Consider the following 19,700-nt stretch of genomic DNA (forward strand, 5'->3'; position numbering starts at 1 on the left):
GGTTCAGAGGTGCGGGCGCGTCGTGGCTGGTCGCGCAGTTCCCCGCGCCCCTGAAGGGGCTGCTTCGCAGCCGCCTTCTCCCTTCCCCCTAGCCCCCTTGGGCGGCAGGCCGGCCCGCCCTCCCTTCCTTCCTCCCTAGCTCCCTTGGGCGGCGGGGCCGCCCCCCGGGGGCGGGACGGGCGGGCAAGGGGGCGGCCCCTCCCGCTCCCGGCCCACCCCGGTAGCCCCCGCCCAGCACCCGCGCCCCGCACACCCCACCACCCCGCCCCCGTACCCCCCAGGAGCCCCCTCCATGACCCGCGCCGCCGTCATCCGCGCCCCCCACACCCCCCTCCACCTCACCGACATCACCCTCCCCACCCCCGCCCCCCACCAGGTCCGCATCAAGCTCGCCGCCGCCGGTGTCTGCCACTCCGACCTCTCCCTCACCAACGGCACCATGCGCGTCCCCCTCCCCGCCGTCCTCGGCCACGAGGGCGCCGGTACCGTCACCGAGGTCGGCGACGCCGTCACCCACCTCGCCCCCGGCGACCGCGTCGTCCTCAACTGGGCGCCCTCCTGCGGCTCCTGCCACGCCTGCTCACTCGGCGAGGTGTGGCTGTGCGCCGACGCCCTCACCGGCGCCGGTGACGTCTACGCCCGTACCACCGACGACGGCACCGACCTCCACCCCGGCCTCAACGTCGCCGCCTTCGCCGAGGAGACCGTCGTCGCCGCGAAGTGCGTCCTGCCCGCCCCGGACGGCATCCCGCTCACCGACGCCGCCCTGCTCGGCTGCGCGGTCCTCACCGGGTACGGGGCCGTGCACCACAGCGCCCGCGTGCGCGAGGGCGAGACCGTCGTCGTGTACGGAGTCGGCGGCGTCGGGCTCGCCGCGATCCAGTCCGCCCGCATCGCCGGAGCGGGCCAGGTCGTCGCCGTCGACGTCTCGCAGGAGAAGGAGGAACTGGCCCGGCGGGCCGGTGCCACCGACTACCTCGTCGCCTCCGACACCACCGCCAAGGACGTCCGCCGCCTCACCGGCGGGCACGGCGCCGACGTCGCCGTCGAGTGCGTGGGGCGGGCCGCCACCATCCGTACCGCATGGGAGTCCACCCGCAGGGGCGGCCGGACCACCGTGGTCGGCATCGGCGGCAAGGACCAGCAGGTCTCCTTCAACGCCCTGGAGATCTTCCACTGGGGACGCACCCTGTCCGGCTGCGTGTACGGCAACAGCGACCCGGCCCGCGACCTGCCCGTCCTCGCCGAACACATCCGGGCGGGCCGCCTCGACCTCGCGTCCATGGTCACCGAGCGCATCACCCTCGACGGCATCCCGGCCGCCTTCGACAACATGCTCGCGGGCAAGGGCGGCCGGGCGCTGGTGGTGTTCTAGCGGGCCTTCTCCGCGTCGGTGGTGTCAGCCGTGTCGGCGGTGTCAGACGTGTCGGTGGTGTCAGCCGTGTCGGTGGTGTCAGCCGTGTCGGCGGGACCGGCCTCGGCCAGCGGCACCTCCGCCTTCCGCGAGCGCGAGCGCGACACCGCCACGCCCGCCAGGCACACCGCCCCGCCGAGCAGCGTGATCCACCCCGGCACCTCGTCCAGCAGCAGCCACGACATCAGGACGACGATCGCGGGGACCGCGTAGGTCGTCGCGCCCATCTTCCCGGCCGTGGTGCGCTTCAGCGCGTACGCCCACGTCGTGAAGGCCAGCGCGCTCGGGAAGATGCCCAGGTAGACCATGTTGAGCGTCGCCGACAGCGGCGCGTGCGCCAGCCCGTCCACGAGCTGCCCGCTGAACGGCAGGCAGGCGACCGCGCCGATCACGCAGCCGTACGTGGTGGCCTGGAGCGGCGTGGCATGCGTCAGCGCGGGCTTCTGGGCGATCACCCCGATCGCGTACGTCACGGCGGCCACCAGGCACAGGACCACACCCAGCAGCGACGTCCCCCCGCCGCCCGACATCGAGACGCCCACGATCGCCGCCCCCGCGAACGACACGATCATCCCCGCGAGCAGCCGGGGCGGCAGCCCCTCGCCCAGGAACCGGCTGGCCAGCAGCGCCATCAGGATCGGCGCCACGTTCACCACGAGCGACGCCGTGCCCGCGTCGACCAGCTGCTCGCCCCAGTTGAGCGCCACCGCGTACGCGCCGAACCAGAGCACCCCCGACACGACGATGCCCGGCCAGGCGGCCTTCGGGGGCAGCCCCTCGCGCCGTATCAGCAGGATCACGACGAGGACGAGCGAGCCGGACAGCAGCCGGCCCAGCGCCAGCGCGCCCGGCTCGTACGACTCGCCCGCACTGCGGATGGACACGAAGGCCGAGGCCCACAGCACGACGGTCACGGCGGCCGCGACCAGCGCGAGCGGCTCGGAACGGGTCGTGGGGGAGGAGGAGTTGCTCATGCCGCGATGCTAGGGCACGGACACTTCGGCTGTCACCGAAGTATTGGCGTCGTCCGTGGGGTGCGGTCACCGCAGCGTCGCCGCGTCGATGCCGAGCAGGCCGAGGAGGGCGTGTTCACCCTCCGGCGTCACCTTCACCGCGCGCTCGGTCCCGATCCGTACGCACCACTTCTCCGCCAGCGCGTGGCGGCACAGCTCCGCCCCCGCGACGCCCGCCAGATGGCGTTTGCGCTCGGTCCAGTCCAGGCATGAACTTACCCTCGGGCGGCGGGATGTGACCGCCGTGAGGTGGATGCCCAGGTCGTCGAACCAGGCCAGCCCCGCGTCGGTGAGTGCGAAGCCGTTGCCCATCAACAGCAGGCCGCGCCCCTCCATCGCCTCCGTGATCGCGATGCCCAGGCGGCCCGCCAGATGGTCGTAGCAGGTGCGGCCGCGGGCCATCGCGGCTCCCGCGCTCGCCGCCCGCAGCGTGTGCGGGGTGTCGCGGCCCGGAATCGCGTACGCGGCGACCGCCTCCACCAGCTGCGCCGCGTCCGCGTCCGCGAGGCGCACGTACCGGTGGCGGCCCTGCCGCTCCTCCGCGAGCAGCCCGGACGCGACCAGCCGCCCCAGGTGCTCGCTGGCGGTGGAGGCGGCGACGCCCGCCTGCCTGGCGAGCTCGCTCGCGGTCCAGGCCCGCCCGTCCAGGAGTGAGAGCAGGAACACCGCCCGGGTCTCGTCGGACAGCAGGCAGGCGAGTGCGGCGAGCCGCGCGGCGGGGGTCCCGGTGGTGTCGGACGCGGAGGATTTCGGCATTCCTCCAGGGTGCCCTACGGACGCTTCGGCCCCGGCCGAACCGTGGCCAGGTCCCCGGCGTCGCTCCCGGCGAGGTCCTTCGCGTACCGCCCCGCCTCGTACTGGACCCCCAGCCCGTCCAGCAGCGCCCGCAGGCCCGTCTCGAAGGCCCCCTCGTCCACCTTCTCCTGGTGGTCCGCGAGCAGGTGTGCCTGCCCGAGGTGCGGGTAGTCGGCCGGGTCGTACGCCGTCTCGTCGTCCACGAAGCCGCGCGCGAAGGAGCCCAGCGCCGAGCCCGTCACGAAGTACCGCATGAGTGCGCCGATGTACGTCGCCTGGGCGGGCGGCCACCCGGCCCGCACCATCGCCCCGAACACCGCGTCGGCCACCCGCAGTCCGGCCGGGCGGCGGCCCGGGCCGCGTGCCAGCACCGGGACGATGTGCGGGTGCTCGGTGAGCGCGGCGCGGTAGGAGAGCGCCCAGTCGTGCAGCGCCGCCCGCCAGTCCCGGCCGTCGCCCGCGTCGAACATCGACAGGTCGACCTTGGCCGACACCGCGTCCGCGACGGCCTCCAGGATCTCGTCCTTGGTGCGGAAGTGGTTGTAGAGGGAGGGGCCGCTGACCCCCAGTTCCGCCGCGAGCCGCCGGGTGGAGACCGCTTCGAGGCCCTCGGCGTCCACGAGCAGCCGCGCCGTCTCCACGATGCGGTCTCTGCTCAACAGGGGCTTGCGCGGTCGGGCCATGCGGCACATAGTAGGCCCGTCAGCCAGAAACTAGCAGTGCTAATTAATGCGTCGACGAATGAGGTGGGTGCCGTGAACCTGGAGCTCAGCGAGGAGCAGGAGGCCGTCCAGCGGCTCGCCCGGGACTTCGTGGCGCGCGAGATCACCCCGCACGTCGTGGAGTGGGACCGCGCCGAGAACGTCGACAAGTCGATCGTGAAGAAGCTCGGCGCCCTCGGCTTCCTCGGTCTGACGGTCCCCGAGGAGTACGGCGGCTCCGGCGGCGACCACCTCGCCTACTGCCTCGTCACCGAGGAGCTCGGCCGGGGCGACTCCTCGGTGCGCGGCATCGTCTCCGTGTCCCTCGGCCTGGTCGCCAAGACGATCGCCGCGTGGGGGAGCGAGGAGCAGAAGCACGAGTGGCTGCCGCGCCTCACCTCGGGCGACGCCATCGGCTGCTTCGGCCTCACCGAGCCCGGCACCGGCTCCGACGCGGGAAACCTCATCACGAAGGCCGTGCGCCACGGCGACGACTACGTCATCAACGGCACCAAGATGTTCATCACCAACGGCACCTGGGCCGACGTCGTCCTCCTCTTCGCCCGCTCCACCGACGCCCCCGGCCACCGGGGCGTCTCCGCCTTCCTCGTCCCCACGGACACCCCCGGCCTCACCCGCCGCACCATCCACGGCAAGCTCGGCCTGCGCGGCCAGGCCACCGCCGAACTCGTCCTCGACGACGTCCGGGTGCCCGCCTCCGCGATGCTCGCCCCCGAGGGCAAGGGCTTCTCCGTCGCCATGTCGGCGCTCGCCAAGGGGCGCATGTCGGTCGCCGCGGGCTGCGTCGGGATAGCCCAGGCGGCACTGGACGCGGCCCTGTCGTACGCGGGGGAGCGCGAGCAGTTCGGCAAGACGATCGCGCACCACCAGCTCGTCCAGGAGCTGATCACCGACATCGCGGTCGACGTCGACGCCGCCCGCCTGCTCACCTGGCGGGTCGCCGACCTGATCGACCGGGGCCGGCCCTTCGTCACCGCCGCCTCCCAGGCCAAGCTCTTCGCCTCCGAGGCCGCCGTGCGCGCGGCGAACAACGCGCTCCAGGTGTACGGCGGTTACGGCTACATCGACGAGTACCCGGCGGGCAAGCTGCTGCGCGACGCCCGTGTGATGACCCTCTACGAAGGCACCAGCCAGATCCAGAAACTGGTCATCGGCCGCGCGCTGACGGGGGTTTCGGCCTTCTGACGAGACCCCCGGCCTTCTGAGTACGTTTCTGAGTACGCGTACGGATGGGCGTCCGGCGTGACGCGGGTCACTCTGGCCGCATGAGCGATCCACAGGTCAAGCAGCAGAACACCGGGGCCTACTACGGCCAGGCCATCGCCTCTTTCGTCGTGGCCATCTCCGCGACCGCCATCGGCATCTTCTACATCGAGGCCAGCGGCTGGGTGCGGGCCTTCCTCGCCATCGCCGTCCTCTACCTCACCACCTCCTGCTTCACCCTCGCCAAGGTGATCCGCGACAAGCAGGAGGCCGGGCAGATCGTCAGCCGGGTCGACCAGGCCCGGCTGGAGAAGATCCTCGCCGAGCACGACCCCTTCCAGAAGCTCTGACGCATCCGGACGCTCTGGCGCACCTTCCGGCCCCGCACGCTAAGCGCTTGCTCAGCGCTGCGGGGTATGGTGTGCGTCCTGCTGTACGGACGGAAGAGGTGCGCGATGAGCACGGCGCGGGACGCGGAGGGCACCGCCGAGGGCGGGACGAACGAGGCATCCTCCTGGGACGAGGTCGCTCCGGAGGCGGCCAGGAGACTGCTTGTCGCCGCCGTCGGAGCCTTCGCCGAGCGCGGCTACCACGCCACCACCACCCGTGACATCGCGGGCCGCGCGGGCATGAGCCCGGCCGCGCTCTACATCCACTACAAGACCAAGGAAGAGCTGCTCCACCGGATCAGCCGCATCGGCCACGACAAGGCCCTGCGCATCCTGGAGACCGCCGCCGACGGCGACGGCACCGCCGCCGAACGCCTCGCGGACGCCGTCGTCACCTTCGTACGCTGGCACGCGGCGCACCACACCACCGCACGCGTCGTGCAGTACGAACTGGACGCGCTCGGCGAGGAGCACCGTGCGGAGATCGTGGAACTGCGCCGCCGCAGCGACGCGGCGGTGCGGCGCATCATCAACGACGGGGTGAAGTCGGGGGAGTTCGACGTCCCCGACGTGCCGGGCACCACGCTGGCCGTGCTGTCGCTGTGCATCGACGTGGCCCGCTGGTTCAACGCGGAGGGGCGGCGCACCCCCGACGAGGTCGGCGCGCTCTACGCCGACCTCGTGCTGCGGATGGTGACGGCCGCCCCGTAGCGGAATCGGACCCGTGGCGGGTTCGTCTCCGTAGCGGGATCAGAAGTAGTAGCGCGAGATCGACTCCGCCACGCACGCCGGCTTCGCGCCGCCCTCGATCTCGATTGTCACCTTCGCCGTCACCTGCACGCCCCCGCCCGCCTCGGTCACCTCGGTCAGCACCGCCGTGCCGCGCAGCCGCGAGCCCACCGGCACCGGCGACGGGAAACGCACCTTGCCGGTGCCGTAGTTGATGCCCATCTTCATGCCCTCGACCCGCAGCACCTGCGGTACGAACAGCGGCAGCAGCGACAGCGTCAGATAGCCGTGCGCGATCGTCTTCCCGAACGGGCCGTCGGCCGCGCGCGCGGGGGCCACGTGGATCCACTGGTGGTCGCCGGTCGCGTCGGCGAACAGGTCGATCCGCTTCTGGTCGATCTCCAGCCACTCGCTGTACCCCAGCTGCTCACCGACCCCGGCGCTCAGTTCCTCGGCGGACGTGAAGATCCTCGGCTCGGTCATCCCTGTGCTCCCTCGCTGTTCACGCACTTGATTAAGCGTTTGCTCAGCATGATTGGGCCCCTGTGTCCCTGTCAACGGAAGTCCATTAGGGTTCGCGGAGTGCCGCAGATTCCAGTGAAGATCCACGAGCTCACCGTCGGCCAGCTGTCCGCACGCAGCGGCGCCGCCGTGTCCGCCCTGCACTTCTACGAGTCCAAGGGCCTGATCAGCAGCCGCCGCACCTCGGGCAACCAACGCCGGTACGAGCGCGACACGTTGCGCCGAGTGGCCTTCGTGCGCGCTGCCCAGCGCGTCGGCATCCCGCTCGCCACCATCCGCGACGCACTGGCCTCCCTCCCCGAGGAGCGCACGCCCACCCGCGAGGACTGGGCCCGCCTCTCGGAGAACTGGCGATCGGAACTGGACGCCCGCATCAAGCAGTTGGGCAGGCTGCGCGACCACCTCACCGACTGCATCGGCTGCGGCTGTCTCTCGCTGGAGACCTGTGTGCTGTCCAACCCGGACGACGTCATCGGCGAACAGATCTCGGGCTCGCGCCTGATGGGGGAGAAGAAGGGCTGAACGCGCGCCCTCCCGAACGCAGTCGGCCGCCCCTGCGTACGGAGTCCAACCCGCCCCTGCGTACGGAGTCCAAGCAGCGGCCCCTTTCGTCCATGTACGACGGGGGCCGCCCGCCGCGAGCATGGCCCCCATGGCGCACCTTCCGGCCGTGACCGCGCCGGCCCACCAGAACCTGACCTCCAACGGCTACCCCCTCGACCCGGCCCCGCACCGGCTCGGCCGCCTCGCACCGGTGCCGGAAGCGGAGCGCGGCGACGTGGCCGCCCTGCGCGCCCGGTTCGCCCGCGAGGGCTACCTCTACCTCCCGGGCTTCTTCCGGCCGGGCGTGGTGCGGGAGTTCCGCCGCCACTACTTCACCGCGACCGCCCACACCGGTCTCCTGCGCCGGGGAACCGACCCCGGCGCCGGCATCGCAGCCCCCGACACCACCGGCTTCGACCGGGCGGCCTTCCGCACCGCCCTCTTCCGGGACGTCGTACCGGGACCGGAGTACGAGGCCCTGTGCCGCCGCCCCGAACTGGTGGCGTTCTACCGGTGGTTCCTCGGCGCCCCCGAGGTCCACCTGCACCGCCGCAAGATCATCCGGCACGCTCTGCCCGGCGAGTCCGGCATCGGCACCGCCACCCAGGCCCACTACGACCTGGTCTACCTCCGCGAAGGCACCGAACGCGTCCTCTCCAGCTGGATACCGCTCGGCGACTGCCCGCTCGCCCGGGGCGGCCTGGTCTACCTGGAGCGCAGCCACCACCGGGTGCGGGCGCAGGAGGAGGCGGGGCTGCTGCGCCGCCCCGCCTCCCTCACCGCCGACCTGCCCTCGCTCGCCGAGGAGCACGACACCCGGTGGCTGGTCACCGACTACGCGGCGGGCGACATGGTCGTCCACTCGCCGTACCTGGTGCACGCCTCCCTCGACAACAGGGACCCGGACGGGGTGATGCGGCTGTCCACCGACATCCGCTACCAGTCGGCCGCCGACCCCGTCGACGCCCGCTGGCAGAACCACTGGCACCTCGACGACGGGCTGTAGCAGCCACTCCGCCGGTCCCTCACTCGAACTCGGTGCCGCCCTTGCGCGTCAGGTACGCCGGGCTGACCGCCTTCGCGACGGCCCGGCCGCCCACCACAGGGCTGTGCCGCTCGACCGCGGGGCGGATCACCACGCCCTCGCGCAGGTGCAGCTCCCGCCCGGAGACGGTCTCCCGGCCGGTCGCCAGCTCCAGCACCTTCGAGACGTCGTACGGACCCTCGTACAGCCTCGGGACCATCGGCAGCCGGCCCTCCAGCAGTTCCGTGAACTCGGCCGCGTCCAGCCACCTGACCTGCCCGTCCACGTCCACCGACACGTCGAACGCGGCGTAACCCAGGCTCAGCGAGCGGCCGTCGGCGCCGTACCCCAGGTCCTGCACGCCCGCCCCGTACACCTCGCCGAAGATCCCCACCCGGCGCGCGCCCAGCTGCTCGGCGATGCCCGCGGCGACGGCCGCCACACGGTGCCCGGTCACCGCGCGCCAGTACAGATTGCGGTCGGCCTCCTTCAGCGCCAGGTTCCGCGAGCCGAACCCCTTGGAGGACACGTGCACCCGCTCCCCGTCGGCGACGTACGTCAGCAGGCAGGCGGTGCCGTGCAGCTTCTCGGTGAGGACGACCTCCTCGCCGGGCTCGAAGATCTGCGGGTACCGGTGCAGGTTCTCGATGTCGGTCCAGGGCAGCAGGTCGGGGGCGTGCTCCACCTCGCCGTTCATGGTCGGCGGGATCGGCGGCACCCACTTGGAGATGCCCAGCAGCTCCGCGAAGTCGGTGCCCTCGTCGGCGGCGGCGGTCAGATCCACGCCCTCCAGGGCGCGCGGCCTGCACACCAGGCCCTGCGACACCTCGCCCCGCAGCCGCACCGCCTTGACCCGGTTCGACGCCTTGCCCGCGAGCCTGCCGGTCAGGCCCAGCTCCTCGACCAGGGCGTCCGGGAGCACGGACTGCTCCGGTATGTAGAGGGCGGCCTCGCCGCTGCGGTACGCGCCCTTGGCGACGACGGCGCGGTAGAGCCCGACCTGGGCCAGCTCCAGCGCGTCGGCGTTCGGGTGCTCGTGGACGGTCAGCACCTCGGCGGTCACTCGCAGCGTCGACATGTCGGCGCCCCCCTCTGAAAACCTGAGAACTCGTTGGACGAGCCCCACTGTGCGGTCAGCCCACCTCCACCGGCCACTGAATATCGCGGGCGGCGCTGACCAGTTGGGCGTTGGACTTCGCGTGTCTGCCGTCGGGCAGCAGCAGCGTGTCCTCCAGGCCGATGCGGGTGGCCAGCCCCAGGCGTCTCGCGAGGGCGAGCACCGGCCACGCCCCGCCGTCCTCGCCGTGCAACAGCATCGGGGCCCCGCACACCTCGCCCCGGTCGCCGACCGCGCCCCGGCGCGAGAGGTCGGCCAGGAAGTTCAGCGCGGAGTCCTCCGCGGTGAGCGGATCGGGGTCGGTCACCTCCACCAGCACCCGCAGCGACCGCTTCGCCAGCGGGGAGTCCAGGAAGCGCTCCATGCCGTCCGTGCCGGACCACAGCCCGGACTCGACGGCCACGCCGCGCGCGAGCAGCGCCTCGGCGACCTCCTCCGCCCCCGGCTCGTGCCAGTTCACCGAGGCGTGGTCGGGCAGCACCGTCCAGGACGCGATGCGCTCGATGCGGCGCCGCGGCTCGGGCTCCGTCCAGGCACCGGTCGTCACGCCGACGGGGACGTCCACCGCGTCCCGGATCGCCGTCAGGGTGGTCGCAAGGACGCGGGGCGACAGCGTGTCGTCGCCGCACGGCGTCTTCGGGTGCACATGCACCTCGCAGGCCCCGGCAGCCACCGCGGCGGCGGCCGACCGGGCCATGGCGTCCGGCGACACGGGAACGGCGGCTCCGTCGCCGGGACCGCGCTGACCGTTCACACAGACCTGAATCAAGGGCTCGACCATGCATTCGATGGTGACACCCGCCACTGACATTCAGCCATGCACTGAGCATTCGCACGGTTGTCGCGCGGAAACCTTCAGAACCGGCACGGCGGAAACCTTCGGGACGACCGCAGGGAAACCGTCGGCCCGGACGCCGAGAATCCTTCGGCCCGGACACCGGGAAACCGTCGCTCCGGGCGCGGGGAATCCGTCAACCCGGACACGGGGGACGCGGCGCCCCAGGGAACACCTCCGCCGCGCCCCGCGCGCTCACGCCACCGACGCCAGTTCCTTGCGCCGCACCCTCTTGGCCCGTGCCAGTGCCTCGGGAGTCAGGACGGGCTGCGGCACCAGAATTCCGCATCCCGTGCAGACCGGCCCGAACCACGGCTCGTGGACCAGGTCCTGCTTCCAGACGATCCGGCTCGACGCGCACACCGGACAGTGCTCGCCGGGTTCCGACTCCAGGGCGGAGATCAGCCCGCGCAGCACCTCCGCCAAGGACGCCGCCGGATGGGCCGCCGGATCGTCGCACCACGCGACCCCGAAACCGCCCCAGGTCCGCCGGTGCCAGTCGTCGAAGGAGCCCGGCCGCCGCAGCCCGTCGTGCTTCTCGCGCTTGCGCCGCTCGGCGAACTCCACCTCGTACGCGAGCCAGACCGCCCGCGCCTCCTCCAGTTCCTCCAGTGCGGCCACCAGCCGCACCGGGTCCGGCGCCCTGTCCTCCGGACCGAACCCGTGCCTGCTGCACAGGTGGTCCCAGGTCGCCCTGTGCCCGTAAGGGGCAAACCGCTCCAGACACTTGCGCAGCGAATAGCGCCGCAACGCAAGATCACACCTCGGGTCACGGACCTGTCTCGCGAGACTCCGAAAACCGGCCATCGCACTGCCACCTCCGTCGCTGGTACTTCGGCGTCGATGAATGGACGTACGGGTGCCCGTTTCGGCTCCATCGAAAATCCGATGGGCCCCATCAGGGATCAATTGGTCCCGGTTCGCACGGATCTCTCCCGTCTCTGTCCACTCCTCCGTCACGCAAGGTCCACGCCTTCTTGCTCGAACGCATCACTCGAAGGGGTGGAGAACGAGAAAAAGTGAGGGGTGTTCACCTTCTTCGGGGGTTAACCGCCAGTAACCTCCGGCGCACCGGTCCCCCCGAGGAGTTCCCGAGGAGCACGCATGCCCGCACGCCCCCCACGCCTCGCACGTCACCAACGTCCCACCCGCCCCGGCGGACTGCGGACGACCGGCACCGTCGCCGCAGCCGCCCTCGCGCTCGGGGCGGGCCTGCTCGGCCCGCTGAAGGCCCCCGTCGCCCGGGCCGCCCAGCCGCCCGCCGAGGACCACTGCCGGTCCCAGTGCGCCGACATCCTGCCGCCCGGCCAGAACGGCAACGCGACCCTCGCCGAGATCCTCGCCCACCGCGTCCTCGGTACCCGCCCGCCGCACGCCTCCGACCAGATCGAGAAGTACGACGCCCTGGTCGCCGGTCGCGGCGCCCTCACCGACGAGAAGCTCACCGACTTCTTCAACGACGCCTCCTTCGGCGTCCCCGAGGGGCAGCGGGCCTCCGTCGAGGCGCCGCGCGCCGACGTCACGATCACCCGCGACAAGAAGACCGGCGTCCCGCACATCAAGGGCACCACCCGCTACGGCACCGAGTACGGCGCCGGATATGCGGCCGGACAGGACCGCCTGTGGCTGATGGACCTCTTCCGGCACATCGGACGGGGCGAACTGACCTCCTTCGCCGGCGGTGCGCTCGCCAACCAGGGCCTGGAGCAGCAGTTCTGGCCGCAGGCCCCGTACACCGAGGCCGACCTCCAGGCGCAGGTCGACTGGATCGCCACGCAGAAGGGCCCGCGCGGCAAGCAGGCCATGCAGGACGCCCAGGCGTACGTCGACGGCATCAACGCCTACCGCACGAAGGCCAAGAACGGCCGCTACTTCCCCGGCGAGTACGTCCTCACCGGCAAGATCGACGCGATCACCAATGCCGGTGAGATCCAGCCCTTCAAGGTGACCGACCTGATCGCCCTGGCCTCCGTGGTCGGCGGCCTCTTCGGCAACGGCGGAGGCGGCGAGGTCCAGTCCGCCCTGTCCCTGCTCGCCGCACAGCAGAAGTACGGCGTCGCCGAGGGCACCGAGGTCTGGGAGTCCTTCCGCCAGCGCAACGACCCCGAGGCCGCCCTCACCCTGCACGACGGCCGGCGCTTCCCGTACGCGGGAAAGCCCGCGCAGGCACGCGCCGTCGCCCTCCCCGACAAGGGCTCTGTCACCGCCGAACAGCTCGTGTACGACCGCACCGGAGCCGCACAGCAGAACCGGGCGGGAGCGAAGGACCCGGTCGAGGCCCCCCGGAAGCTCAAGCCCGCCCAGGGCATGTACGACCGGGGCGTCCTGCCCGGCGCGGACTTCGCCACCCGGCGCGGCATGTCGAACGCCCTCCTGGTGTCCGGCAAGCACACCGCGAGCGGCAACCCGGTCGCCGTCTTCGGCCCGCAGACCGGCTACTTCGCCCCGCAACTGCTGATGCTCCAGGAACTCCAGGGCCCCGGCATCAGCGCCCGGGGAGCCTCCTTCGCCGGTGTCGGCATGTACGTCCAGCTCGGCCGGGGCCAGGACTACGCCTGGTCCGCCACCTCCGCCGGACAGGACATCACCGACACCTACGCCGTCGACCTGTGCGAACCCGGCGGCGGCACCCCGACGAAGAACTCCACGCACTACCTCTTCCGGGGCGCCTGCACGCCCATGGAGAAGCTGGAGAAGAAGAACGCCTGGCGGCCGACCGTCGCCGACTCCACGGCGGCCGGCTCGTACCGCATGCAGGTCTGGCGCACCAAGCTGGGCACGGTCACCCACCGTGCCACCGTCGGCGGCAGGCCCGTGGCGTACACCCTGCTGCGCTCCACCTACCGGCACGAGGCCGACTCGATCATCGGTTTCCAATTGTTCAACGATCCGACGTTCGTGACGGACGCCGCGAGCTTCCAGAAGGCCGCCGAGAGCGTCGACTACGCCTTCAACTGGTTCTACGCGGATGCGAAAACAGCCGCCTACTACAACAGTGGCCTCAACCCGCAGCGCGCCTCCGGCGTCGACCCCGCCCTCCCGATCAGGGCCGACCGGTCGACCGAGTGGCCCGGCTTCGACCCGGCGGACAACACCGCGTCGTACACCCCGCCCGCCCAGCACCCGCACTCCACGGACCAGGACTACTACGTCTCCTGGAACAACAAGCAGGCCGCCGACTACTCCTCGGCGGGCTTCGGCAACGGCTCCGTGCACCGCGGCGACCTCCTCGACGACCGCGTGGAGAAGCTCGTCGCCCGCGGCGGCGTCACCCGCGCCTCCCTCACCCGGACGATGGCGGAGGCCGCCGTCACCGACCTGCGCGGCGAGGACGTCCTCCCGGAACTCCTGAAGGTGCTGCGCTCCCGGCCGGTCACCGACCCGGAACTCGGCCGCGCGGTCGAGCAGTTGGCGGCCTGGCACGCGGCGGGCTCACAGCGCCGCGAGAACGCCCGGGGGTCGCGGGAGTACACCCACCCCGATGCGGTGCGCCTGATGGACGCCTGGTGGCCCCTGCTGGTCGAGGAAACCTTCGAGCCCGGCCTGGGCGAGGACCTGTACCGGGCGCTCACCGCCAACCTCGGCATCGACGAAGCCCCCTCCTCCGCCCACGGCCCGACCGGCGGGCACGCCGGTTCCGCCTTCCAGTACGGCTGGTGGAGCTACGTCGACAAGGACCTCCGCAGGGTGCTCGGCGAGCCGGTGAAGGGCGCACTCGCCAGGCCGTACTGCGGCAACGGCGACCTGAACGCCTGCCGCGACACCCTCCTCGCCACCCTCAGGACGGCGGCCGCCAAGCCCGCCACCGAGGTCTACCCCGGTGACGACACCTGCTCGCCGGGCGACCAGTGGTGCGCGGACAGCATCCAGCACCGGGCGCTGGGCGGACTGACCCAGCCGACGATGAACTGGCAGAACCGGCCCACGTACCAGATGGTCATGGAGTTCCCGCAGCACCGCTGACACTCCTGCGACAGAGGCCGTGAGGATCGTTGAACGATCCTCACGGCCTCTGTGTCGTCCGCCTCAGCCCAACTCCCGCTCCCGTGTCTCCGGCAGCGCCAGCACGCACAGCAGCGACACCACCGCCATGGCGCTCACGTACCACCCCACCGACGCCGACCCGAGCCCCGCCTGGAGCCTGGTCGCCACCAGCGGCGCCACCGCACCACCGAGCACACCGCCCAGGTTGTACGCCAGGGACGCACCGGAGTAGCGCACCCGCGCCCCGAACAGCTCCGGCAGGTACGCGCCCATCGGCCCGTACACCACACCCATGCAGAACAGCGCCCCGCCGAGCGCCAGCGCGATCAGCACCGGCTGCTCGGTGTCCAGCAGCGGGAACAGGACCAGCCCCCACACCACGGCCAGCCCGCAGCCGCCCAGGATCAGCTTCCTGCGCCCACCGCCGTCGGAGCGCGTCGCCGCGAGCCAGGTGCCCGCCGCCAGGAACAGACAGGCCACCATGGACAGCCCCAGCATCGTGTCCCGCGCCACCCCGAGCGTCTTCGTCGCGTACGACAGGCAGTAGGTCGTCGCCGTGTAGAACAGCCCGTACGCGACGATCATGCCGCCCGCGCCGAGCAGCAGCTCCTTCGGGAACCTCCGGAACACCTCCAGCGTCGGGACGCGGCTGGCCTCCTGCCGCTCCATCACCCGCTGGAACACCGGGGTCTCGCTGATCTTCAGCCGTACGAACAACCCGACGGCGACCAGCAGGAACGACAGCAGGAACGGAATCCGCCACCCCCAGCTCCTGAACGCCGCGTCGTCGAGGGCCGCCGACAGCAGCCAGAAGATGCCGGTCGCCGCGAAGAACCCGATGGACGGGCCGAGTTGCGGGAACGCGGCGTACAGCCCCCGCCGCCCCTTCGGCGCGTGCTCCACGGCGAGCAGCGCCGCCCCGCCCCACTCGCCGCCGAGCCCGATGCCCTGGAGGAAGCGCAGCAGCACCAGCGTCAGCGGCGCCCAGACGCCCCAACTCCCGTATCCGGGAAGCAGGCCCACCAGCGCCGTCGAGAGCCCCATCAGCAGCAGCGAGGCCACCAGGACGGACTTGCGGCCCACCCGGTCGCCGAAGTGCCCGAAGATCACCGAGCCCAGCGGGCGGGCTGCGAACGCGACGGCGTACGTCGAGAACGACGCCAGTGTGGCGTTCAGGGGCGTCAGGTTCGGGAAGAACGCCTCGTTGAGGACGAGGGCGGCGGCCGTCCCGTAGATGTAGAAGTCGTAGAACTCGATGGCGGTGCCGATGAAACTGGCCACCGCCACCCGGCGCAGCTTCTCCGGACTCTCCGGACCCTGCGAACTGCCGGAGGAGGCACCGGGATCGGCGGCGGCCGGTGGCGCTGTCTTCGTGGTGCGTGGTTCGTCGTTCACGACCCGCAGGGTCTCGGTCGGTGTATGGGGCAGTCAATAGGTGGGACGGTGGGTCCCACCATCTGGGACGGGCGGGGTCACCGGTAGAGCAGGTGCTCCCGCCTGACCTTGCGGAACGCCGCCAGGTCCGCCTGCCAGGCGGCCACCACCTCGGCCGTCCCCGCCCCCGCGTCGATCATGGTGCGGACGCGGGTGTTCCCCGTCAGCCTGTCGATCCAGTTGTCCGGCCGCCACGCGAAACCGCTCCAGGACTTCTTCGCCGTCACCAGCAGGGCGATCCCGGTGCGCACCGGGTCGAAGGACTCCCGGTCGTGGACGTGCAGTTGGACCCCGCCGACCGTCTTGCCCTGGAACTTCGAGAAGGTCGGCGCGAAGTACGCCTCCCGGAAGCGCACTCCCGGCAGCCCCTCCGCGTTCGCCGCCTGCGCCCAGCGCCGGTCGATGCCCTCCGCGCCCAGCAGCTCGAACGGACGGGTCGTACCGCGCCCCTCCGACAGGTTCGTCCCCTCGAAGAGACAGGTGCCGGAGTACACCAACGCGGTGTCCGCCGTCGGCATGTTGGGGCTCGGCGGCACCCACGGCAGCCCCGTCTCGTCGAAGAAGTCGCCCCGCCGCCACCCCGACATCCGCACCACCTCAAGAGGTGCCGGTTTCTTCAGGAACTCCGCGTTGAACAACAGCGCCAGTTCCGCCACCGTCATCCCGTGCGCCTGCGCGATCGGCTCGCGCCCCACGAACGTCGCGAACGCCCGGTCCAGCACCGGCCCCAGCGCCGCCCGCCCCGTCACCGGATTCGGCCGGTCCAGCACCACGAAACGCTTCCCCGCGAGCACGGCGGCCACCATGCAGTCGTACAGCGTCCAGATGTACGTGTAGAACCGCGCCCCCGCGTCCTGGATGTCGAAGACGACGGTGTCCACCCCGGACGCCGTGAAGACGTCGGCGAGGGGCTGCCCGCTCTTCAGGTACGTGTCGTACACCGGCAGCCCGGTCGCCGGATCGTCGTAACGCCCCTCCGAGCCGCCCGCCTGCGCGGTGCCCCGGAAACCGTGCTCGGGGCCGAACACGGCGGTGAGGTTCACGCGTCCGTCGGCGTGCATGACGTCGACGATGTGCCGGACGTCGGAGGTGACGCCCGTGGGATTGGTGACGACGCCGACCTTGCGCCCGCGCAGCAGCCGGTAGCCGTCGGCGGCCAGCCGGTCGAATCCGGTACGCACCCGGGGCCCGCCCCCGTGCCGCGGCTCCGCCTGCGCCGGGGACGCACCGGCGGCCAGCGCGCCCACCGTGCCGCCGCCCGCCGCCAGCAGCCCTCTCCTGGACAAGCTCATCCGTGCCACCTCCGCACTCGGACGCCCGGCTCGGCACCGGCCGTCACCCCGACTGTCCCGCGCACCGCCATGCCCGGCGGCACGCCCCGGCACGCTAGCCCCTGTGCTCGCGTCGCGGAACGCAGCGCGCCCCGGATCTCCCGCGTACACCCCTTTCCCCACTCCATACCGACTGGTTAGTCTGCGGTGGCAGTCGGCATGGAGAGGCAGGCCCCGGATGGATGCGGTGCAGGGTGCGACGGTCGTGGTCACGGGCGCGGGAGGCGGCATCGGAGCCGCCCTGGCCCGGCGGTTCACGGCCGAGGGAGCCCGGGTCGTGGTCAACGACCTGGACGCGGGCAAGGCCAAGGCGGTCGCCGAGGAGATCGGCGCCCTCGCCGTCCCCGGGGACGCCTCCGGGATCGTCGAGGAGGCCCGTGCGGCGCTCGGCGGCAGGATCGACGTCTACTGCGCCAACGCGGGCGTCGGCTGCGGCGGCGACCCGTTCGGCGAGGACCAGTGGGAACTGGCCTGGGACGTCAACGTGATGGCCCACGTGCGCGCCGCCCGCGCGCTGATCCCGGAGTGGGTGGAACGGGGGAGCGGCCGGTTCGTGTCGACGGTGTCGGCGGCCGGGCTGCTCACCATGATCGGCGCGGCACCGTACAGCGTCAGCAAGCACAGCGCGCTCGCCTTCGCGGAGTGGCTGTCGCTCACCTACCGGCACAAGGGGCTCAAGGTCCACGCGATCTGCCCGCAGGGAGTGCGCACCGACCTCATGGCCTCCGCCGGATCGGCGGGCGACCTGGTGCTCGCGCCCACCGCCATCGAGCCGGAGGACGTCGCGGACGCGCTCTTCGAGGGCATCGAGGCCGACCGCTTCCTGATCCTGCCGCACCCCGAGGTCGCGGACTACTACCGGGCGCGCGCGGGCGACACCGACCGCTGGCTCTCCGGGATGAACCAACTCCAGCAGAAGTGGGAAGGGGCGGGTCAGTGACGGACACCAACCAAGAGGCCCGAGGAGCCCGAGAGGCGCAAGGGGCATCGATCTACGCCGCCCAGCCGTGGCTGGCCCAGCTCAGCGAGGCCCAGCGCCGCCCCGTGCACCCGGCGCCCACCCTGGTGCACGCCTTCCGCGACAGCGTCCGCCGCGCCCCCGGCACCACCGCGCTCGCCTACTTCGACGGGCGGCTGAGCTACCGCGAGACGGAGTCCCTGTCCGACTCGGTGGCGGGCCATCTCGCCGCGCGCGGCATCGCCCGCGGCGACCGGGTCGCGATCATGCTCCAGAACTCCCCGCAGTTCGTCCTCGCCCTGCTCGGCGCGTGGAAGGCGGGGGCCGTGGTCGTCCCGCTCAACCCGATGTACAAGTCGGCGGAAGTGGGCCACGTCCTCGCGGACGCCGAGGTCAGCGCCCTGATCTGCGCCGACCGCGCCTGGGAGGCGTACCTGCGGGACACCGCCGCCGCGGCCCCGTCCGTACGCACCGTCCTCACGGCCTGCGAACACGACCTCCAGAGCACGGACGACGAGCGCGTCCTGAACTTCGAGCGTCTGCCGAAGCCCGCCGACGCCGACGACCTGGTCGAGGTCGCCCGGGCCGGACTGGATTCACCCCCGGACCGGGAACTCGGGCCCACCGACACGGCGTTGATCAGTTACACGTCCGGCACCAGCGGCACACCGAAGGGGGCGATGAATTCCCACGGCAACATCATGGTCAACGCGGAGCGGCAGCGCACCGGGCACCCCGTCGCCGAGGGGTCGTCCTACTTCGCCCTGGCCCCGCTCTTCCACATCACCGGCATGGTCTGCCAACTGGCCGCCTGCCTGACCAACGCGGGCACCCTCGTCCTCGCCCACCGCTTCCACCCGCAGGTGGTCCTGGACGCCTTCGCCGAGCACAAACCCGCGTACACGGTCGGCCCCTCCACGGCCTTCATGGCGCTGGCCGCCACGCCGGGCGTCACCCGTGAGCACTTCGCCTCCTTCGAGGTGATCTCCTCGGGCGGCGCACCGCTGCCCCCGGCCCTGGTGGAGAAGTTCCGGGCGGGCTTCGGCCCGTACATCCGCAACGGCTACGGGCTCACCGAGTGCACCGCCCCGTGCGCCTCCGTGCCGCCGGAGAAGGAGGCCCCGGTCGACCCGGTCTCCGGCACGCTCTCGGTCGGCGTGCCGGGACCCGACACGGTCGTGCGCATCATCGACGACCAGGGCCGGGACGTCCCCTTCGGCGAGCAGGGCGAGATCGCGGTGCGCGGCCCCCAGGTCGTCTCCGGCTACTGGCGGCTGCCCGAGGCCACCGCCGAGGCCTTCCCCGACGGCGAACTGCGCACGGGCGACATCGGGTTCATGGACTCCGAGGGCTGGCTGTACGTCGTCGACCGCAAGAAGGACATGATCAACGCGTCCGGGTTCAAGGTGTGGCCCCGCGAGGTCGAGGACGTCCTCTACACCCACCCCTCGGTCCGCGAGGCGGCCGTCGTCGGCGTCCCCGACCCCTACCGGGGCGAGAGCGTCAAGGCGTACGTGAGCCTGCGCCCCGGCGCCGACACGACCGGGGACGACCTGATCGCGTACTGCAAGGAACGCCTCGCGGCCTACAAGTACCCGCGCGAGGTGGCGGTCCTGCCGGAGCTTCCCAAGACGACGAGTGGGAAGATCCTCCGACGGGAACTGCGTTCCACGCACTAGGCACGACA

At 71.9% G+C, this 19,700-nt stretch carries 18 protein-coding genes; 9 read left to right on the forward strand and 9 right to left on the reverse strand.

Annotated features, from left to right (window positions below):
• Nucleotides 1-292: 292 nt before the first annotated feature.
• Entirely contained in the window at nucleotides 293-1,375 is a 1,083-nt protein-coding gene (locus ACIO3O_RS31310) for a Zn-dependent alcohol dehydrogenase (RefSeq protein WP_401751720.1), read from the forward strand.
• On the opposite strand, the gene ACIO3O_RS31315 is transcribed toward ACIO3O_RS31310, so the two are convergent.
• From ACIO3O_RS31315 to ACIO3O_RS31325, 3 genes are all read right to left on the reverse strand, one after another.
• Entirely contained in the window at nucleotides 1,372-2,388 is a 1,017-nt protein-coding gene (locus tag ACIO3O_RS31315; RefSeq protein WP_401751722.1) for a DMT family transporter, read from the reverse strand. The two genes, ACIO3O_RS31310 and ACIO3O_RS31315, sit on opposite strands and share 4 nt — an antisense overlap.
• A gap of 66 nt (nucleotides 2,389-2,454) precedes the next feature.
• A complete protein-coding gene (locus tag ACIO3O_RS31320; protein WP_401751724.1) occupies nucleotides 2,455-3,183 on the reverse strand; it encodes an ArsR/SmtB family transcription factor in 729 nt (242 codons plus the stop codon).
• A gap of 14 nt (nucleotides 3,184-3,197) precedes the next feature.
• The gene (locus ACIO3O_RS31325) at nucleotides 3,198-3,905 is read right to left on the reverse strand and encodes a TetR/AcrR family transcriptional regulator (RefSeq protein WP_401751726.1); all 708 of its coding nucleotides are present in this window, start codon (nucleotides 3,903-3,905) and stop codon (nucleotides 3,198-3,200) included.
• 72 nt (nucleotides 3,906-3,977) lie between these two features.
• On the opposite strand from ACIO3O_RS31325, the gene ACIO3O_RS31330 reads away from it, so the two are divergent.
• From ACIO3O_RS31330 to ACIO3O_RS31340, 3 genes are all read left to right on the forward strand, one after another.
• Complete coding sequence (locus tag ACIO3O_RS31330; protein ID WP_401751728.1) at nucleotides 3,978-5,129, forward strand: acyl-CoA dehydrogenase family protein; 1,152 nt, start codon at nucleotides 3,978-3,980, stop codon at nucleotides 5,127-5,129.
• An 80-nt stretch (nucleotides 5,130-5,209) separates the two neighbouring features.
• On the forward strand, nucleotides 5,210-5,497 hold the full coding sequence (locus tag ACIO3O_RS31335) for a YiaA/YiaB family inner membrane protein (RefSeq protein WP_401751729.1): 288 nt from the start codon (nucleotides 5,210-5,212) through the stop codon (nucleotides 5,495-5,497).
• A gap of 105 nt (nucleotides 5,498-5,602) precedes the next feature.
• Nucleotides 5,603-6,247, forward strand: coding sequence for a TetR/AcrR family transcriptional regulator (locus ACIO3O_RS31340; RefSeq protein ID WP_401751730.1), 645 nt, complete (start codon nucleotides 5,603-5,605; stop codon nucleotides 6,245-6,247).
• A gap of 39 nt (nucleotides 6,248-6,286) precedes the next feature.
• Here the strand turns inward: ACIO3O_RS31340 and ACIO3O_RS31345 are convergent, their stop codons facing one another.
• The gene (locus ACIO3O_RS31345; protein WP_401751732.1) at nucleotides 6,287-6,748 is read right to left on the reverse strand and encodes a MaoC family dehydratase; all 462 of its coding nucleotides are present in this window, start codon (nucleotides 6,746-6,748) and stop codon (nucleotides 6,287-6,289) included.
• 99 nt (nucleotides 6,749-6,847) lie between these two features.
• Here ACIO3O_RS31345 and soxR point away from each other — a divergent pair, with 99 nt between their 5' ends.
• Together soxR and ACIO3O_RS31355 are read left to right on the forward strand one after the other, a co-directional pair.
• The gene (gene soxR / locus ACIO3O_RS31350) at nucleotides 6,848-7,309 is read left to right on the forward strand and encodes a redox-sensitive transcriptional activator SoxR (protein WP_401751733.1); all 462 of its coding nucleotides are present in this window, start codon (nucleotides 6,848-6,850) and stop codon (nucleotides 7,307-7,309) included.
• Between the two features lie 130 nt (nucleotides 7,310-7,439).
• The gene (locus ACIO3O_RS31355) at nucleotides 7,440-8,336 is read left to right on the forward strand and encodes a phytanoyl-CoA dioxygenase family protein (RefSeq protein WP_401751735.1); all 897 of its coding nucleotides are present in this window, start codon (nucleotides 7,440-7,442) and stop codon (nucleotides 8,334-8,336) included.
• A gap of 19 nt (nucleotides 8,337-8,355) precedes the next feature.
• Here ACIO3O_RS31355 and ACIO3O_RS31360 read toward each other — a convergent pair whose 3' ends face one another.
• From ACIO3O_RS31360 to ACIO3O_RS31370, 3 genes are all read right to left on the reverse strand, one after another.
• Complete coding sequence (locus ACIO3O_RS31360) at nucleotides 8,356-9,432, reverse strand: RNA ligase (ATP) (protein ID WP_401751737.1); 1,077 nt, start codon at nucleotides 9,430-9,432, stop codon at nucleotides 8,356-8,358.
• Between the two features lie 55 nt (nucleotides 9,433-9,487).
• On the reverse strand, nucleotides 9,488-10,240 hold the full coding sequence (locus ACIO3O_RS31365) for a 3-keto-5-aminohexanoate cleavage protein (protein WP_401751840.1): 753 nt from the start codon (nucleotides 10,238-10,240) through the stop codon (nucleotides 9,488-9,490).
• A gap of 261 nt (nucleotides 10,241-10,501) precedes the next feature.
• Nucleotides 10,502-11,113 (reverse strand): hypothetical protein, encoded by a 612-nt coding sequence (locus tag ACIO3O_RS31370; protein WP_401751738.1) that lies wholly within the window; start codon nucleotides 11,111-11,113, stop codon nucleotides 10,502-10,504.
• A 297-nt stretch (nucleotides 11,114-11,410) separates the two neighbouring features.
• On the opposite strand from ACIO3O_RS31370, the gene ACIO3O_RS31375 reads away from it, so the two are divergent.
• Nucleotides 11,411-14,269: a penicillin acylase family protein gene (locus ACIO3O_RS31375; protein ID WP_401751740.1), complete on the forward strand. Its 2,859-nt coding sequence runs from the start codon at nucleotides 11,411-11,413 to the stop codon at nucleotides 14,267-14,269.
• A 63-nt stretch (nucleotides 14,270-14,332) separates the two neighbouring features.
• Here the strand turns inward: ACIO3O_RS31375 and ACIO3O_RS31380 are convergent, their stop codons facing one another.
• On the reverse strand, nucleotides 14,333-15,685 hold the full coding sequence (locus ACIO3O_RS31380; protein ID WP_401751741.1) for an MFS transporter: 1,353 nt from the start codon (nucleotides 15,683-15,685) through the stop codon (nucleotides 14,333-14,335).
• Between the two features lie 77 nt (nucleotides 15,686-15,762).
• Nucleotides 15,763-17,016 carry an exo-beta-N-acetylmuramidase NamZ domain-containing protein gene (locus ACIO3O_RS31385; RefSeq protein WP_401751743.1) on the reverse strand — a complete coding sequence of 418 codons (1,254 nt, stop codon included), beginning with the start codon at nucleotides 17,014-17,016 and terminating at the stop codon, nucleotides 15,763-15,765.
• A 217-nt stretch (nucleotides 17,017-17,233) separates the two neighbouring features.
• Here ACIO3O_RS31385 and ACIO3O_RS31390 point away from each other — a divergent pair, with 217 nt between their 5' ends.
• Nucleotides 17,234-17,995 (forward strand): SDR family oxidoreductase, encoded by a 762-nt coding sequence (locus tag ACIO3O_RS31390; protein WP_401751745.1) that lies wholly within the window; start codon nucleotides 17,234-17,236, stop codon nucleotides 17,993-17,995.
• A complete protein-coding gene (locus ACIO3O_RS31395; RefSeq protein WP_401751747.1) occupies nucleotides 17,992-19,692 on the forward strand; it encodes a class I adenylate-forming enzyme family protein in 1,701 nt (566 codons plus the stop codon). The genes ACIO3O_RS31390 and ACIO3O_RS31395 overlap by 4 nt, the downstream gene beginning before the upstream one ends.
• Nucleotides 19,693-19,700: the final 8 nt, after the last annotated feature.

This window comes from Streptomyces sp. NPDC087440 (assembly GCF_044744005.1).
Lineage (GTDB): Bacteria > Actinomycetota > Actinomycetes > Streptomycetales > Streptomycetaceae > Streptomyces.

Excerpts from the sequence above, each read along its gene's own strand:
- ACIO3O_RS31335 (WP_401751729.1), top strand. The coding sequence starts at position 5,210 with ATGAGCGATCCACAGGTCAAGCAGCAGAACACCGGGGCCTACTACGGC.
- ACIO3O_RS31345 (WP_401751732.1), bottom strand. The coding sequence starts at position 6,748 with ATGACCGAGCCGAGGATCTTCACGTCCGCCGAGGAACTGAGCGCCGGG.
- ACIO3O_RS31315 (WP_401751722.1), bottom strand. The coding sequence starts at position 2,388 with ATGAGCAACTCCTCCTCCCCCACGACCCGTTCCGAGCCGCTCGCGCTG.
- ACIO3O_RS31325 (WP_401751726.1), bottom strand. The coding sequence starts at position 3,905 with ATGGCCCGACCGCGCAAGCCCCTGTTGAGCAGAGACCGCATCGTGGAG.
- ACIO3O_RS31320 (WP_401751724.1), bottom strand. The coding sequence starts at position 3,183 with ATGCCGAAATCCTCCGCGTCCGACACCACCGGGACCCCCGCCGCGCGG.
- ACIO3O_RS31370 (WP_401751738.1), bottom strand. The coding sequence starts at position 11,113 with ATGGCCGGTTTTCGGAGTCTCGCGAGACAGGTCCGTGACCCGAGGTGT.
- ACIO3O_RS31360 (WP_401751737.1), bottom strand. The coding sequence starts at position 9,432 with ATGTCGACGCTGCGAGTGACCGCCGAGGTGCTGACCGTCCACGAGCAC.
- ACIO3O_RS31355 (WP_401751735.1), top strand. The coding sequence starts at position 7,440 with ATGGCGCACCTTCCGGCCGTGACCGCGCCGGCCCACCAGAACCTGACC.
- ACIO3O_RS31375 (WP_401751740.1), top strand. The coding sequence starts at position 11,411 with ATGCCCGCACGCCCCCCACGCCTCGCACGTCACCAACGTCCCACCCGC.
- ACIO3O_RS31390 (WP_401751745.1), top strand. The coding sequence starts at position 17,234 with ATGGATGCGGTGCAGGGTGCGACGGTCGTGGTCACGGGCGCGGGAGGC.
- ACIO3O_RS31310 (WP_401751720.1), top strand. The coding sequence starts at position 293 with ATGACCCGCGCCGCCGTCATCCGCGCCCCCCACACCCCCCTCCACCTC.
- ACIO3O_RS31340 (WP_401751730.1), top strand. The coding sequence starts at position 5,603 with ATGAGCACGGCGCGGGACGCGGAGGGCACCGCCGAGGGCGGGACGAAC.
- ACIO3O_RS31385 (WP_401751743.1), bottom strand. The coding sequence starts at position 17,016 with ATGAGCTTGTCCAGGAGAGGGCTGCTGGCGGCGGGCGGCGGCACGGTG.